6 protein-coding genes are annotated in these 17,026 nt (G+C 71.1%); 3 read left to right on the top strand and 3 right to left on the bottom strand.

Features of this window, described 5'->3' with window-relative positions:
- Together D7X96_RS19735 and D7X96_RS19740 are read right to left on the bottom strand one after the other, a co-directional pair.
- Nucleotides 1–1,038 carry a transketolase family protein gene (locus D7X96_RS19735; protein ID WP_120551332.1) on the bottom strand — a complete coding sequence of 346 codons (1,038 nt, stop codon included), beginning with the start codon at nt 1,036–1,038 and terminating at the stop codon, nt 1–3.
- Nucleotides 1,035–1,874, bottom strand: a complete 840-nt coding sequence (locus D7X96_RS19740) for a thiamine pyrophosphate-binding protein (protein WP_121724071.1) — start codon at nt 1,872–1,874, stop codon at nt 1,035–1,037. The genes D7X96_RS19735 and D7X96_RS19740 overlap by 4 nt, the downstream gene beginning before the upstream one ends.
- A 307-nt stretch (nt 1,875–2,181) precedes the next feature.
- Here D7X96_RS19740 and D7X96_RS19745 point away from each other — a divergent pair, with 307 nt between their 5' ends.
- The 3 genes from D7X96_RS19745 to D7X96_RS19755 are packed head-to-tail and all read left to right on the top strand — an operon-like array spanning nt 2,182 to nt 13,804.
- A complete protein-coding gene (locus D7X96_RS19745) occupies nt 2,182–3,849 on the top strand; it encodes an AMP-binding protein (RefSeq protein ID WP_121770431.1) in 1,668 nt (555 codons plus the stop codon).
- Entirely contained in the window at nt 3,846–4,109 is a 264-nt protein-coding gene (locus D7X96_RS19750) for a phosphopantetheine-binding protein (RefSeq protein WP_120551329.1), read from the top strand. Before D7X96_RS19745 ends, D7X96_RS19750 begins: the two co-directional genes overlap by 4 nt.
- Before the next feature lie 53 nt (nt 4,110–4,162).
- Nucleotides 4,163–13,804 (top strand): non-ribosomal peptide synthetase, encoded by a 9,642-nt coding sequence (locus D7X96_RS19755; protein ID WP_121770432.1) that lies wholly within the window; start codon nt 4,163–4,165, stop codon nt 13,802–13,804.
- A gap of 41 nt (nt 13,805–13,845) precedes the next feature.
- On the opposite strand, the gene D7X96_RS19760 is transcribed toward D7X96_RS19755, so the two are convergent.
- Nucleotides 13,846–17,026: type I polyketide synthase (locus tag D7X96_RS19760; protein ID WP_121770433.1), on the bottom strand; the 3,181-nt coding region annotated here is incomplete at its 5' end.

Below are 17,026 nucleotides of genomic sequence, written 5' to 3' on the forward strand. Positions count from 1 at the left end.
TCAGTCCCTCCTCGCTTCGGGTCCCACGGCAAACATCGGGGTTCTTGGGAGCACTCCAAGGATGCGCTCGGCCACCTGCCCGCCCTCCAGCCCATGGCCCTTGAGCAGCGCTTCATGCGAACCGGCGCGCGAGTCGTACCGGTCCTGCAAGCCCACGCGCAGCACGCGCCGCTGCAGGTCCAGCGAGCACACCGTCTCGCACACCGCGCTGCCCAGGCCGCCCAGCACGTTGTGCTCCTCCACCGTCACCAGGAGCCGCGTGCGCGACGCCGTCTCACGCACCGCCTCCTCGTCCAGCGGCTTGAGCGTGTGCACGTTGAGCACGCGCGCGGAGACGCCCTGCGCCTCCAGAAGCTTCGCGGCGTCCAGCGCCACGGACACGCCCACTTCACCGTGCGCCAGCAGCCCCACGTCGTCGCCTTCGCGCAGGAGCGCGGCGCGGCCCAGCTCGAACGGCGGGCGTGGGAGGTCCAGGCGGGTGACGCGGTTGCGGCCCAGCCGCAGGTACACCGGCCCGTCGTGCTGGAGCATCGCGCGCGTGGCGAGCACCGTCTCCAGGCCATCCGCGGGCGACACCACCGTGAGGTTGGGCATCGCGCGCAGCACGGCCAGGTCTTCAATCGCGTGGTGCGTGGGGCCGAAGAACGCGCCCGCGACGCCGCCGTAGTCGCACACCAGCTTCACGTTGGCGCGCGCATAGGCCAGGTTCAGCCGCACCTGCTCGCACGCGCGCATCACGCCGAACGCCGCGAAGCTGTGCGCGATGACGGTGTGCCCGCCGTGCGCCAGGCCACACGCCATGTCCAGCATGGTGGCCTCGCAGATGCCCAGGTTGAAGTAGCGCTGGGGGTGGCGCTTCTCGAACGGGTCGCCTCCGCCGCCCAGGTCCGCCTCCAGGAAGACGACGCGCGCGTCTTCTTCCGCGAAGCGCGCCGCCGCGTGCCGGAACACCAGCCGGCTGGACAGGTCCGGGTGCGCGGCGAGCCACGCCTCCGGCGCCTGGGCCAGGTCCACCCCCGGGGAGAGCGACGCGCTCACTGGGCGTCCTCCCCCAGCGACGCGAGCGCCCGGCGCAGGTGCTCCGGTGAGAAGACCGCGTAGTGCGGCCCCTTGCCCTTGAGCATCGGCACGCCCGCGCCCTTCCGCGTCCGGGCCACGATGGCGCGAGGACGGACGCCCACGACGGGCGCCTCCAGCGCGGCGACCAGCGCGGGCAGGTCGTGCCCTTCCACCTCCAGCGACTGGAAGCCGAACGCGTCCAGGCGCTGCACCAGCGCCTCCTGCGACAGGATGGCTTCGGTGGGCCCGTCGTTCTGCCCGCCGTTGCGGTCGATGATCAGCGTCAGGCCCGTGAGCTTGCGGTGTGACGCCACCTGGAGCGCTTCCCAGTTGGAGCCCTCGCCCATCTCCCCGTCGCCGCAGACGACGAAGGTGCGGTTGGGCTCACCGCGCAGCGCGTGCGCGAGCGTCAGCCCCACGCCCAGCCCCAGCCCGTGGCCCAGGCTGCCGGTGGCGAACTCCACGCCCGGCACCGCCGCGTTCACGTGCCCGGTGAAGATGCTGCCGTCCGCGTTGTACTCGCGCACCAGCGTCTCCACGTCCACGAAGCCGAACTCCGCGAGCGCCGCGTAGAGCCCCGCTGCCGCGTGCCCCTTGGACAGGATGAGGTGGTCGCGCTCGGGAGCCTTGGGCGCGCGCGGATCCACGCGCATCACCCGGCCCAGCAGCGCCACCAATATCTCCACCATCGACAGCGAGCCGCCCAGGTGACAGCCCGACGGCGTCGCCGCCAGCCGCACGATGGTCTGACGGATCCGCTTCGCCCGGCGAGGCAGCAGCGCCAGCCCCGCGTCCGACGCGGCGCCCGGTGCCATGTCCCCAGGGCGGGCAGGCGCCAGCGGACCACCGGAGGCCGAGGGTTCTTCTGGCGTCCGCGCGTCGCGCGACAGCCCGGGGGTCGTTGAGTTCGCCGAGAAAGTCATGCCCGTAGCGTCGCTGACACAGCCCCGGAATCCGGCTGTTGTGAGACACCCTAGGAAAACGCATCATGCGCCGTCAACGCGGATTTTCTTAAGATGTAGATGCACGAGAAAAAACCGTCTAGCCCGGTAAACTCGCGGTGTTACACGCGCGGCACGCCTGGCATTCCCCCGTTTTCCGTCACTCGGAGGAGACCTTCACATGGGGCAGCGTTTCCATAACGCAGCGGCATTGGCGAAGGGCGCGGAGTACCGCCGGAAGGGTTGGTGGCGTGACACCACGGTGGTTGACGATCTGCGTCGCTGCGTCCACGCGCACCCGGACAAGACCGCGATCATCGCCGCACGGTATTTTTCCAAGGACATCACGTGGCTGACGTACGCGGAGCTGGCGCGATACATGGACCGGTTCGCGCTGGGCCTGCGCGAGCTGGGCGTGGGGCGCGAGGACATCGTCGCGGTGCAGCTGCCCAACGGCTGGCACTTCACGGCGCTCGCGCTGGCGTGCGCGCGGCTGGGAGCGGTCATCGCGCCCATTCCGCCGGACTACCGGCGGCGCGAGGTGGAGTTCATCCTGGGGCGCACGGAAGCGTCCGTGTACGTGGGGCCCACGTCGTGGACGGGGCACTCGCACCGGGACATGGCGAAGGACATCGCGGCGGTGCTGCCGTCGCTGCGCCACCGCGTGCTGCTCGGCGCCAACACAGACCTCCAGCCCGGCGAGCTGGACTTCGAGCGCCACTTCATCGAGCGCGAGTGGGAGAAGGAGGCGTCGCTGGACGGCGTGGCCACGGCGGCCCCGGACGACGTGTGCAACATCCTCTACACGTCCGGCACCACGGGTGAGCCCAAGGGCGTGGTGCACTCGCACAACACGAATTACGGCATCACGCGCGCGCTCTGCGACACGCTGGGCATCGACGGGACGGACGTGGTGGCGCTGCCGTCGCTGCTGACGGCGTCCACGGGGTTCACGTACTCGTACCTGATGCCCATCCTGCTGGGGGCCACGGCCATCTACATGGACGTGGGCGACCCGGAGCTGACGCTCAAGCTCTTCGAGGAGCACGGCGTCACGTTCACGTACGGCATCCCCACGTACCTGATGAACCTCATCGCGTTGCAGCGCAAGCGCCAGCGCAACACGTCCTCGCTGAGGCAGCTGGCCACGGGCTCCATCCCGGTGCCGCCGCACCTCATCGCGGCGGTGCGCGAGGTGTTCGGCGTGCGGCTGCACACGCTGTGGGGCATGACGGAGAACGGCGCGGTCACCATCACGCGGCACGAGGATCCGCCGGACTGGCCCAGCCAGAGTGACGGGCGCGCGGTGGCGTGGATGGAGACGAAGATCGTCCCCGCGATCGCGGAGGACGGCACGCCGTATCCGGATGGGACGGGGCGGCTGTTGGTGCGCGGCGCCAGCCAGTGCCTCACCTACTTCAAGCGCGACGACGTGTACGCGGCGGCGGTGGACGCGGAGGGCTGGTTCGACACGGGCGACCTGGCGCGCGACGACGGGCGCGGCGGCATCCGGATTGTCGGGCGGCTGAAGGACGTCATCTTCCGGTACGGGTACAAGATCCCCGTGGTGGAGGTGGAGTCCGCGCTCTACTCGCACCCGAAGGTGAAGGAGGTCGCGGTCGTCGCGCACTCGGACGACAAGATTGGCGGCGAGCGGGTGTGCGCCGTGGTGGTGGTGCGCGAGGGAGAGGCCCCGCCCACGCTCAACGAGCTTCGCGACCACCTCAAGCAGCAGGGCATGTCCAACCAGTACTGGCCGGACCGGTTGGATCTCATCGACGAGATGCCCAAGACGGCCACCGGCAAGGTGCGCAAGTACCTGCTGCGCGAGCGGCTGAGGCCCGCGTGAGCGGGCGCCCCGAAGAAGCCTCCGGCCTCACGGACACGGAAGCGAAGCTCGCCGCGTGGTGGAAGGACCTGCTGGGCGTGGAGGTGGTGCGCCCGGAGGACCACTTCCTGGAGATTGGCGGCAACTCGCTGATGGCCACGGTCCTGTCCAACCGCATCGAGAACGAGCTGGGCGTGGAGGTTTCCATGGTGGAGCTGTTCAACACGCTCCGCGCCGTGGCCACGCTGTGCGACGAGCTGCGCCAGGAGCAGACCGCCTGAGTCGAGCCGCCCCTTCGAGGGCGGCCCCTTCCCCGCTTTCCCCCGAGCGCGACATGACGACCGAGCACCCCGGCTCCCCTTCCGCCCCCGCGCCGAAGTCCCCGGCGAGGTCCCGTCGTCGAGCACCGCCGGTGGTGCCCGTCCCTCGCGATGGCCTCTTGCCGCTCTCCTTCGGGCAGCAGCGCATGTGGTTCATCGAGCAGCTCACGCCCGGGGGCATCTCCTACAACGTCCCGTACTTCGCGCGGCTCACCGGAGCGCTGGACGTCCCCGCGCTGGAGCGGGCGCTGGCCGTGCTGGTGGAGCGGCACGAAGCGCTGCGCACCACCTTCGCCGTCGTGGACGGGCAGCCGGTGCAGCGCATCGCGCCGTCGCTGTCCCTGCCGCTGCATGTGGAATCGCTGGAGGCGCTGCCCCCGTCCGAGCGCGAGCAAGCCCTGCGGCACCTGGCTGAGGCGGAGGCGCGAGTGCCCTTCGACCTGGGCGCGGGGCCGCTGGTGCGCGTGCGGCTCCTGCGGCTGAGCGAAACAGAGCACGTGCTGCTCCTGATGCTGCACCACATCTGCTGCGACGGTTGGTCGCTCACGGTGATGGAGCGGGAGCTGCAAGCGCTCTACGCGGCCTTTCGCGCCGGAACGGAGCCCACGCTGCCCGCGCTGCCGGTGCAGTACGCGGACCATGCGGTGTGGCAGCGGCAGTGGCTCCAGGGGGAACACCTCCAGCAGCAGGTGGAGTGGTGGCGAGGAGAACTGTCGGGAGCCCCCGCCGCGCTGGACCTGCCCACGGACCGGCCTCGTCCCGCCGTGCAGTCCACGCGGGGCGCGGTGTACCGCCATGCGCTTCCTCCGGAGCTGGGCAAGGCGCTGGAGGCGCTGTGCCGCAAGCAGGGCGTCACGTTGTTCATGGCGCTCCTGGGTGGGATGCAGCTGCTGCTCTCACGGCTGAGCGGCCAGGATGACATCGTCATCGGCTCGCCCATCTCCGGCCGTACGCGGCAGGAGGTGGAACCGCTCATCGGCTTCTTCATCAACACGCTGCCCCTGCGCGTGCGCGGTGAAGGCTCGCTCGGCTTCGGGGAGCTGCTGCGCCGCGTGCGCAAGACGTGCCTGGACGCGTACGCGCACCAGGAGGTGCCCTTCGAGCAGCTGGTGGACGCGCTCCAGCCGGAGCGTGACCTGAGCCGCCCGCCGCTGTTCCAGGTGTTCTTCACGCTCCAGCACTCGGCCGTGCCCGCGTTGGAGCTGGAGGGCTTGAAGACGTCCGAGCTGGACTTCGAGCCGGGCGTGTCGCGCATGGACCTCACCGTCTTCCTGCGTGAGACGCCGGAAGGGCTCGTGGGCCTCTGGGAGTACAGCACCGACCTCTTCGACGCGGCGACGGTGGCGCGCTTCGCGGAGCACTACTCGCGCTTGCTGGAGGCCGCGGTCGCGGAGCCGGAGCGTCCCGTGGCCACGCTGCCGCTGCTCACCGCGACGGAGCGCCAGCGCCTGCTCCACCACGGCACGGGGGCCACCGTCCCCTACCCGCGCGACGCGTCCCTGCCGGCGCTCTTCGCGCAGCAGGCCGCGCGGACTCCTGACGCCGTGGCCGTGGAGTCCGGAGGTCAGCGGCTCACGTACGCGGAGCTGGAGGCGCGGGCGAACCAGCTCGCTCACCACCTGCGTGGGCTGGGCGTACGGCTAGGAACACCCGTGGGCCTGTGCGCGGGCCGGTCGCTGGAGATGGTGGTGGCCACGCTCGCCATCCTCAAGGCGGGCGGCGCGTACGTCCCGTTGGATCCAAGCTACCCGCCGGAGCGTCTGGAGCTCATGGCGCGCGACGCCCGCATCTCCGTGCTCCTGGTGGAGCCGGGGCGCGAGTCCGCGTTGAACGGCCTGGTCGCGCGGGTCTTGGTGCTCGACCCGTCGTGGCGGGCCTTCGCTGCGCTGCCGGTGGCCGCGCCGGAGGTGCACATCCCCGCCGATGCGCTCGCGTACGTCATGTACACGTCCGGCAGCACCGGGCGGCCCAAGGGCGTGGGCGTTCCCCACCGGGGCGTGACGCGCCTGGTGAAGGGCGTCTCCTATGTCCGGTTCAGCGTGGAGGACGTCGTCCTCCAGCTGGCCACCACGTCGTTCGACGCCGCGACGCTGGAGCTCTGGGGCGCGCTGCTCAACGGCGCGAAGCTGTTCCTCTATCCGCCGGTGACACCGTCGTTGGAGGAACTGGCGGCCATCCTGGACCGCGAGCACGTCAGCGTGCTGTTCCTCACCACGGCGTTCTTCGAACAGATGGCGCTGAACCGGCCCGCGGCGCTCGCGCGCGTGGGACAGGTCCTCACGGGCGGCGACGTGCTGTCCCCGCTGGCCGCGCGCAAGCTGCTGGACGCGGGACGCGCGGTCGTCAACGGCTACGGCCCCACGGAGAACACCACCTTCTCCGCCACGTATCAGGTGAAGCGGGACCTGGACGCGCGGAGGCCCGTGCCCATCGGCCGCCCGCTGGAGAACTCGCAGGCCCTGGTGCTGGACGCGCGCCTGGAGCCGGTGCCGCCCGGCGTGGTGGGAGACCTGTACGTGGGAGGTGACGGGCTCGCGTGGGGCTATCTCGGCAAGCCGGACCTCACCGCGGACCGCTTCGTGCCGCATCCGTTCAGCGAGGTCCCCGGTGCCCGGCTCTACCGCACGGGCGACCGTGCGCGCTGGCTGCCCTCCGGCGAGCTGGCCTTCATGGGCCGCGCGGACACGCAGGTGAAGCTGCGCGGCTTCCGCATCGAGCTGGGAGAGATTGAAACCGCCCTGCGCGACCTGCCCGGCGTGGAGGACGCCGTGGCGGAGGTGCGCGAGTACGCCCCCGGTGACAAGCGGCTGGTGGCCTACGTGACCGGCGCGAACGTGGACGTGAACGCCCTGCGCCCAAGACTGGCCGCCCAGCTGCCAGCGCCCTGGGTGCCGTCCGCCTTCGTGAAGCTGGACCGGCTGCCGCTGACGCCCGTGGGCAAGGTGGACCGCAAGGCCTTGGCCACACCAGTCGGAGACGCGCTCACGGACGACGCCTACGTGGCGCCGGTGACTCCGACGGAGACAGCGGTCGCCGAGGTCTGGGCCGCGCTCCTGGGCCGCACGCGCGTGGGCACGCAGGACTCGTTCTTCGAGCTGGGTGGGCACTCGCTGCTCGCGACGCAGGTCGCGTCCCGGCTGCGGGAGACCTTCCAGGTGGACCTGTCCGTGCGGACCCTGTTCGAGGCGCCCACGGTCACCAGCCTCGCCGCGCGCATCGATGCACTGCGGCTGGGGAGCAACCGGATCCAGTCGCTTCCACTGGTGCCCGGGCCAAGGGACGGATGGCTGCCGCAGTCGTTCGCGCAGCAGCGGCTGTGGTTCATCTCGCAGCTGGACACGCTGGGGTACTCGTACAACGTGCCCCTGGTCACCCGGCTGCGGGGCGCGCTGGACGCGGACGCACTGGAGCAGAGCCTCGCGGAGATCATCCGTCGCCACGACGTCCTGCGCACCACGTTCGACGAAGTGGACGGACAGCCGGTGCAGCGCATCGGGCCCGCCTGGGACTTCACGCTGGCGAGGACGGACGTGGAGGCCGCGAAGCTCCCGGAGCAACTGGCCACGGAGGCGCGGCGTCCGTTCGACCTGCGGCGCGGTCCCCTGATGCGGGGCCTGCTCCTGCGCGTCGCCAATGACGACCATGTGTTGATGCTCGTCATCCACCACATCGTCTTCGACGGGTGGTCCGTCGACGTGCTCCAGCGCGAGCTGAACGCGCTCTACCCCACGCGGGGACAGAGCACGCTGCCGCCCCTGTCCCTCCAGTACGTGGACCATGCGCGATGGCAGCGTGAGTCCTTCCAGGGAGAGGAGTTGGAGGACCAGCTCGCGTGGTGGCGGGAGGCGCTGGCGGGAGCACCGCCCGTGCTGGACCTGCCCACCGACAAGCCTCGTCCGCCCGTGCAGACCTTCCAGGGCGCGAACTTCGAGGTGCTGCTGCCCCAGTCCCTCCACGGCGCGCTCCAGCTGCTGGGACAGCGCGAAGGCGCCACGTTGTTCATGACGCTGCTGGCGGGGTTCCAGGCCCTGCTCGCGCGCTACAGCGGACAGGAGGACGTCGTCGTGGGTTCGCCCATCTCCGGCCGCAACCGGCGCGAGGTGGAAGGGCTCATCGGCATCTTCGTCAACACGCTCGTCCTGCGCGCGGACGTCTCCGGTTCGCGTTCCTTCCGGCAGCTGCTGCGCGGCGTGCGCGAGAGCTGCCTGGGGGCGTTCGCGCATCAGGACCTGCCGTTCGAACAACTCGTGGACGCGCTCAAGCCGCCGCGTGACCTGAGCCGCACGCCCCTGGTGCAGACGATGTTCGTCCTGCAGCGGGCCGCGACGCCGCTGTCGCTGCCCGGGCTCGCGGTGGAGGACTTCCCGTTCCAGTCGGGCGTCTCCCGCTTCGACCTCATGCTGTTCATGCGGCAGACGCCGCACGGGCTCGTCGCCTACTGGGAATACAACACCGCCCTCTTCGAGGAGGCGACCGTGGCCCGGATGGCCGGGCATTACGTGCGGCTGCTCGAAGGCGTCACCGCGAATCCCGAGCTGCCGCTGGCGGACCTGTCGCTCCTGTCGCGAGAGGAGCGGGAGCAACTGCTGGTCGCATGGAACCACCGTGAGGAACGGCTCCCTGCTCCGGGGCTCATCCATCAATGGGTGGAGGCCCAGGTCGCGAGGACACCGGAAGCGGTCGCAGTCACGAACGAAGCGGAGTCACTGACGTACGCGCAGCTGGATGCACGCGCCAACCAGCTCGCGCACCACCTCATCGCCCTGGGTGCCACGCCGGGAAGCTCCGTCGGGCTGTGCCTGGAGCGCTCCAGCCTGGACATGCCCGTCGCTGTTCTCGCCACGCTCAAGGCCGGGGCCGCCTACGTCCCGCTGGATCCGAACTACCCGGCGGAACGCTTGGCCCTGATGGTGGAGGACACACGTGCGCCCGTGGTCCTCGCGCACGAGGGCTTCGTGCACGCCCTCCCGACAGACACCTCCACGCGCATCGTGACGATGGAGGCAGCCTCGCGGGCATCGCGTCCCACCACGTCGCCCAACGTGAAGCTGTCGCCCGGAGCCGTCTGCTACGTCGTCTTCACCTCGGGCAGCACGGGCCGGCCCAAGGGCATCGCCATGTCCCATCGGGGCATCGGCAACATGCTCGCGTGGCAGACCCGCCGCGCCGTGCGCGCGCAGGCCACCACGCTCCAGTTCGCGTCCCTCAACTTCGATGTCTCCTTCCAGGAGATCTTCGGCACCTGGTGTATCGGAGGCCGGCTGCTGCTCAGTGCCGCCGAGCTGCGCCGCGACCCGCCAGCCCTACTTCGCTTCCTCATCCAGCACCGCGTGGAGCGCCTTTTCCTGCCCTTCGTCGCGCTCCAGTCCCTGAGCGAAGCGGCGCGCACGGCGACGGAGCTGCCACCCCTCAACGAAGTCATCACGGCGGGCGAACAGCTCCAGGTGACACCGGCCCTCGTATCCCTCTTCGAGCGGCTGCCCGGCTGCGTCCTCGAAAACCAGTACGGCCCTTCGGAAACCCATGCGGTCTCCGCGTGGCGCGCATCCGGCGCACCCAGCACCTGGCCCGCGCTGCCTCCCGTGGGAACGCCGCTGCCGTCGGTCCAGGTCTACGTGCTGGATCCGAAGCACCAGCCCTGCCCCGTTGGCGTTCGGGGCGAGCTGTACGTCGGCGGTGATGGGCTCGCGCACGGCTACCACGGCCGGCCGGACCTCACCGCGGAGAGCTTCGTCCCCTCCCCCTTCGGCCCCAAGCCGGGCGCCCGGCTCTACCGAACGGGAGACAAGGCCCGCTGGCTCGCTGACGGACAACTGGAGTTCCTGGGCCGCCTGGACGGACAGGTGAAGCTGCGCGGCTTCCGAGTCGAACTGGGCGAAGTGGAGTCCGCCCTGAGAGCCCTGCCCGACGTGCGTGACGTCGTCGTGGTGGTCCGCGAGGACACGCCGGGCCACAAGCAGCTGGTGGCCTACGTGGTCCAACCGGAAGCAGCCTTCTCACCGGAGGCGCTGCGACAGGCACTGGCGCGAAAGCTCCCGGAGCACATGGTGCCCTCCGCCCTGGTGCGAATGGACGCACTGCCCCTGGGGCCGAGCGGCAAGGTCAACCGCCACGGTCTGCCCGCGCCCACGGAGGAAGCAACGGACGACACCGGGTTCCTGGCCCCCATGACGGCGGTGGAGAAGGTGATCGCCGACATCTGGGCCTCGCTGCTCGTGGTGCCTCGCGTGGGCCTCCAGGACCACTTCTTCGAACTGGGCGGGCACTCGCTGCTCGCGACGCAGGTGGCCTCGCGGCTGCGGGAATCCCTCCAGATGGAGCTGCCGGTGCGGGTGCTCTTTGAAGCCCCGACGCTCGCGGAGCTGGCCACACGCATCGAAGCCCTGCGCCAGGAAGCCCATCCCCTCCAGGCTCCGCCCCTGGTGCGCACGGAGGCCGGAGACTTCGCGCCGCAGTCCTTCCCACAGCAGCGGCTGTGGTTCATCGACGCGCTCGCGCCGGGCGGGTTCGCCTTCAACGTCCCGCTGTTCATCCGGTGCAAGGGGCCGCTCGACGTGGCCGCGCTGGAGCGGTCGCTCGCGGCGCTCATCGAGCGTCACGAGTCCCTGCGCACGGTGTTCGCGGAAGAGCACGGCCAGCCCGTGCAGCGCGTCCTGCCCTCGGTCCCCTTCGCGCTCGCCTTCGAGCGGCTGGAGGACGTGCCGCCCCACGAGCGCGACACCGTCCTGCGCCAGCGCGCGGAAGAGCGGATGCGCCACGTCTTCGATCTGCGCACGGGCCCGCTGCTGACCGCGACGCTGCTGCGGCTGGACGCGGAGGACCACGCGCTCTTCCTGCTCATGCATCACATCATCACGGACGGCTGGTCCACGGAGGTGATGGGACGCGAGCTGGGCATCCTCTACGACGCCTTCACGCGCGAACAGACACCGCGTCTGCCCCCGCTGCCCATCCGGTACACGGATTGCGCCCGCTGGCAGCGCGCGACGTTGCAGGGCGAAGCGCTCGAGACGCAGCTCACCTGGTGGAAGCGGCACCTGGAGGGTGCGCCCCACGCGCTGGAGCTGCCCACCGACCGGCCCCGGCCACCCGTGCAGGCCCAGGCCGGCGCGGCCCACTTCGTGCGGCTCCCCGCCGCCGTGGATGCCGCCGTGAAGGAGCTGTGTCACCAGCAGGGCGTCACGGCCTTCATGGCGCTGCTCGCGGGCTTCCAGGCGCTGCTGTCGCGCTACAGCGGCCAGGACGACCTCGTCGTCGGCTCGCCCATCTCCGGACGCAACCAGCGCGAGGTGGAAGGGCTCATCGGCTTCTTCGTCAACGCCCTGCCCCTGCGCGTGAAGGTCTCCGGCGCGGAGTCCTTCCAGAGCCTCCTGACCCGGGTGCGCGAGACGTGCCTGGGCGCGTACGCGCACCAGGAGGTGCCCTTCGAACAACTGGTGGACGCGCTCCAGACACCGCGAGACCTGAGCCGCACGCCGGTGTTCCAGACCGTGTTCGCCCTCTTCAAGGACTTCCCCGGCATCCCCCTGCGAGGGCTGGAGACAGCGCCGGTGTCCTTCGATCCCGGGCTCGCGAAGCACGACCTCACCCTCTTCATGCGCGAGTCCGCCACCGGCATGGTGACGCACTGGGAATACAACACCGCCCTCTTCGACGCGGCGACGGTGGAGCGCATGGCCGGGCACTACATCCGCCTGCTGGAGCAGGTGACGCGAAACCCGGAGCGCCCGCTCGCGTCGCTGTCGCTGCTGACGGAGGCGGAGCGGCAGCAACTGCTCGTCGCGTGGAACGACACCGCGCTCGACGTACCGGTGGACCTTCGCGTGCCCGCGCGCATCACGGAGCAGGCGCGGCGGAGGCCGGACGCGCTCGCGCTGGTGAGCGACGGGCAACGGCTGACGTTCGGGGAGCTGGAGGCCCAATCGAACCGGCTGGCGTACCTGCTGCGCGCTCAAGGCGTGGGACCGGAGACAGTGGTCGCCCTGGGAATGGACCGCACGCCCGGCTACGTGTGGGGCGCGCTGGGCATCCTCAAGGCGGGCGGGGCCTACCTGCCCATGGACCTGACGTGGCCGGAGGCCTGGTGGCGGCATGTGCTGACGGACAGCGGCGCGCGCATCGTCGTCACCCGTCAGGCCTTCGCCTCGCGGTTCGACGATTGCGGCGTGCGCGTGCTCTGCCTGGACGCGGAGCCCACGCTGGAGTCGCAACCCACCACCGCGCCCGAAGTAACGCTGCACGCGGAGGCGATGGCCTACGTCATCTACACGTCGGGCAGCACAGGCAAGCCCAAGGGCGTCTCGGTGACGCACGGCACGTTGGCGAACCTCGTCGTGGGGCTCGGCACGGCAGCGGAGATGGGCGCGGGAGACAAGGCCACGCTGCTGACGGGGCTCGCGTTCGACGCGACCGTCTTCGAGACCTGGCCCGCGCTGTCGCATGGCGCCAGCCTGCATCTGCCCTCGGATGAGGTGCGTGCGGAGCCCGCGCGGCTGGTGCGGTGGCTCGCGGCGGAGGGCATCACGCTCACCACGCTGCCCACGCCCATGGCGGAGGCGGCGCTGGAGCAGCCGTGGCCTACCGGCATGGCGCTGCGCCGGGTGCACGTGGCCGGCGACGTGCTGCACCGCCGCCCGGGGCCTGGTGTCCCGGGACAGTGGCTCAACTGCTACGGCCCCACGGAGAACACCGTCATCGCGACCTCCGGCGTCGTGAAGCCCGAAGCCTCCGAGGGCCAGCTGCCGCCCATCGGAAGCCCGGAGCCGAACGTGCGCGTATACGTGCTGGATGGCACGGGACAGCCCGTGCCGGTGGGCCTGTGGGGCGAGCTGTTCCTGGGAGGCGCCCAGGTGGCGCGCGGCTATCTGGGACAGCCCGCGCTCACGGCGGAGCGCTTCGGACCGGATCCGTTCTCCCGCGAGCCCGGCGCGCGCCTGTACCGCACGGGTGACGTGGTGCGGTGGCTGGCGGACGGAACGCTGGAGTTCCGGGGCCGCGCGGATTCGCAGGTGAAGCTGCGAGGCTTCCGCATCGAACTGGGCGAGGTGGAAGCCGCGCTGCTCGCGCAGGCTCCGGTGAAGGAAGCCGTGGCGCAGGTGCGCGAGGACGTGCCGGGCCAGCGGCGGTTGGTCGCGTACGTGGTGCTCCGCGAAGGGGCCGCGTTCACGGTGGACGAACTTCGGTCGTCGCTGCGCAGGTCGCTCGCGGAGCACGCGGTGCCGTCCGCGTTCGTGGTGCTGGAGCGGCTGCCTCTCACCGCGAACGGCAAGCTGGACCGCAAGGCCCTGCCCGCACCGGACGTGCATCGCCCCGAGCTGAGCGAGGACTACCGCGTCCCCGAGGCGGGCCTGGAGCAGACGCTGGCCGCGCTCTGGGCCAGCGTGCTGGGGCTGGAGCGCGTGGGCGCGAGCGACAACTTCTTCGACCTGGGTGGCAACTCGCTGCTGCTCCAGTCCGTGCACGCGAAGCTGGAGGCGCTGGTGGGCCGCAAGGTCCCGCTGGTGACGCTCTTCCAGTACCCCACGGTGCGAGCGCTCGCCGGACACCTGTCACCGCCGAAGGACACGCCACCGGTGGCCACGCCCGCACCCGCGCAGGACGCGGGCGCGCAGCGGCGGGACAACCTGCGGCGAATGGCCCAGCGGCGGGGACGCTGAGCCTGTCGCTCAGGAGGTCTGGATGAACATGCGGACCTCACTCAGGGAAGGAAGGCCGCGAGCTTCGCCCCCAGCCCCACGGCATTCTCGCCCAGGAGCATCGACAGGTGATTGCCCGGCACGGTCTCCACCCGGATCACCGCGCCCGAATCCAGCCACTCCAGCTCCACGTGCTTCGGCAGGTGCTCGATGAGGGTCGCCGCGCGGAAGAACTGGAGGGTGCCGCCCTCGAAGCGGGGCATGGGGTAGTCACGAAGCGCGAGCATGTTCGCCTCCCAGACACGCACGTATCGCTTCTGTTGCTCCGGATCCGTGAAGACCTGCTCCTGCGCGAAGCCCACCCCGCCCACCCGGGCCCGAGCGATGTCCCCGGGGCCCGGCGTGTCGAGCATCGCGCACAGCGGCACCGCGTGGCCTTCCGCCTTCAGCCTGCGGGCCATCTCGTAGACGACCGCGCCGCCGAACGAAGCCCCCACCAGCAAGTACGGCCCCGAGGGCTGCAACGCGCGCAGGCCCTCCAGGTAGGCCGTCGCCATCTCGTCGACGGACGTGTGCAGCGGCCCATCCGGCTCCAGGCCCCGAGCCTCGAAGGCATACGCGGTCCGGCCCGGGTCGATGGCGCCCGCCAGCTCCCGGTAGAACACCGCCTGGCCTCCGGCCCCGTGCACGAAGAACAGCGGCGGACCGCGAGTGCCCTGCTGAAGCAGCGCGACACCGGGAGGCAGGGCGCGCGACTCCTCCTGTCCGCCCAGCTTCCGCGCCAGCAACTCCACCGTGGGCGCGGTCAGCATCTCCTTCAGCGCGAGCCGCTTGCCGAAGCGCTCGGAGATCATCGCGAGCAGCCGGAGCGCGACCAGCGAGTCGCCGCCCAGCGCGAAGAAGTCATCGTGGATGCCCACGTCGTCCAGGCGGAACAGCGTCTGGAAGCACTCGACCAGGATCTGCTCCGTGGCGTCGCGAGGGGCCACGCGCTCACTCCGGCGAGGGGCCCGCGCCTTCGGGGGGACGACCGCCTTCGCCCGGGCCGCCATGGCCTCGCGTGAGATGGGGGCCGGCGCGGCGTCATCCAGGCTGTAGTGCTCGCGGTCGAAGCTGTAGGTCGGCAGGTCCACGCGCCGGCGCCGCTCGCCGTCCCGGATGCGTTCCCAATCCACGTCCACGCCCGCGGCCCAGGCTTCGCCCAGGGCGGCCAGGGCGCTTCCAGGTGCATCCCCCTTCGTCGGCAGGGTGGCCAGCACGGGCTGCGTCTTGCGAACCGGGTGCTGCCTCGCGAGCGCGGTGAGCGTCGTGCCCGGTCCCACTTCAATCAGTGCGCGGTCTCCGGACTCCAGCAGGCAGGCCAGTGCGTCGGAGAAGCGGACCGTGTGCCGCAGGTGCCGGACCCAGTAGTCCGGAGACGTCGCCTCGCGCTCCTGGAGCCACCGGCCGGTGAGGCTGGACACGACGGGCAGCGAAGGCGCGCGGAGCTTCACCCGGGCCACCTCCCGAGCGAAGCCCTCCAGGTACGGCTCCAGCATTGCCGAGTGCGCGGCGCGCGCGTAGCGCACCCGCTTGTGCTCGATGCCCCGGGCCGTCAGCGCCTGCTCCGCGGCCTCCAGCTCCTGCACAGGCCCGGAGAGGACACAGGTCTCCGGTCCGTTGATGGCCGCCACCGACACAGCCGCGCCCACGAACTCCGAGACCTGCTCCACGGGCGCGAGCACGGACACCATGCCGCCCGGAGGCATCGCCTCCATCAACCGCCCGCGAGCAACGACGAGCCCCAGCGCCTCCTCCAGTGTGAACACGCCCGCGAGGCACGCGGCCACGTATTCGCCAAGCGAGTGCCCCAGCAGCGCCTCCGGCTTCACGCCCCACGACAGCCACAGCTGCGCGAGCGCCCAGTCACAGACGAACAACGCGGGCTGGGACCACAGCGGCCGGTCCAGCTCACGGGCCGCCGCATCGAAGCGCTCGGGTCCCGCGAAGAGGATGTCGCGGAGGTCGGCGCCCAGGGGACCGCGAAGCCACTCCGCGCACGTATCAATGGCCGCGCGGAACGCGGGCTCACGAAGGAACGCCTCGCCCATGTTCACCCGCTGCGCACCGCCGCCCGGGAACAGGAAGGCCACCCCACGGGCTTCGCCCTCGTCGAACACGGCACCGGGCTTTCCCGTCAGGAGCGCCGCCGCGTCCTCTCCCTGACGGACCACGACGAAGCGGCGCCAAGGGAAGCGAGCCCGTCCCACCTGCAACGTATGCGCGACGTCCGCGAGCCCGGCGCCCGAAGCCCCCTGGACACGCTCCGCGAGCGCCGAGGTCATCCGCTCCAGCGCCCCCTCCGTCTTCGCGGACAAGAGCAGCACCTCTTCCCCACGCCGGGGCGCATCCGTCTCCGGAAGGGCCGGAGCCTCCTGCAACACCACGTGCGCGTTCGTGCCTCCAATCCCCAGCGCCGTCACTCCCGCACGCAGCGGCAGCGGCCCCTCCCATGCACGCGCGCTCGCCACCACCTGGAAGGGACTGCCCTCCAGCTCCAGCATCGGATGCGGCTTCGTGAAGTTCAGCGTCGGAGGCAGCGTCCGGTGCTCCATCGCCAGCACCGTCTTGATGACCCCCGCCACCCCCGCCGCCGCGTCCAGGTGCCCGAAGTTGCTCTTCACCGCCCCCAGGCCACACGCCCCCGGCGAAACGCCCTCGAACACCTGCTTGAGCGCCGCGACCTCGATCGGATCCCCCAACGCCGTCGCCGTCCCATGCGCTTCCACATAGGACACCTCCGACGGAGACACGCCCGCCACCGACAGCGCCTCGCGGATCACCGCCGACTGCCCCTGCACCGAAGGCGCCGCGAACCCCGTCTTCGCGCCCCCGTCGTTGTTCAGCGCCGTGCCCAGCACGACGGCGCGGATGGTGTCCCGGTCCGCCACCGCGTCCGCCAGCCGCTTGAGCACCAGCATCCCCACGCCATTGCCCACCACCGTCCCCGCCGCGTTCACGTCGAACGGCCGGCACCGTCCATCCGGCGCCAGGATGCCGCCCTCCTGGTTGCGGTGCGCGCCCAGCTGCGGCGTGCGGATGGACACGCCCCCCGCGAGCGCCAGGTCACACTCGCCCGCCAGCAGCGACTGACACGCCAGATGCAACGCCACCAGCGACGTGGAGCACGCCGACTGCACCGTCATCGCCGGGCCCGTCAGGTCCAGCTCGTACGACACCCGCGTGGCCAGGAAGTCACCCGAC

Source organism: Corallococcus interemptor (genome assembly GCF_003668875.1).
Taxonomy (GTDB): Bacteria; Myxococcota; Myxococcia; order Myxococcales; family Myxococcaceae; genus Corallococcus; species Corallococcus interemptor.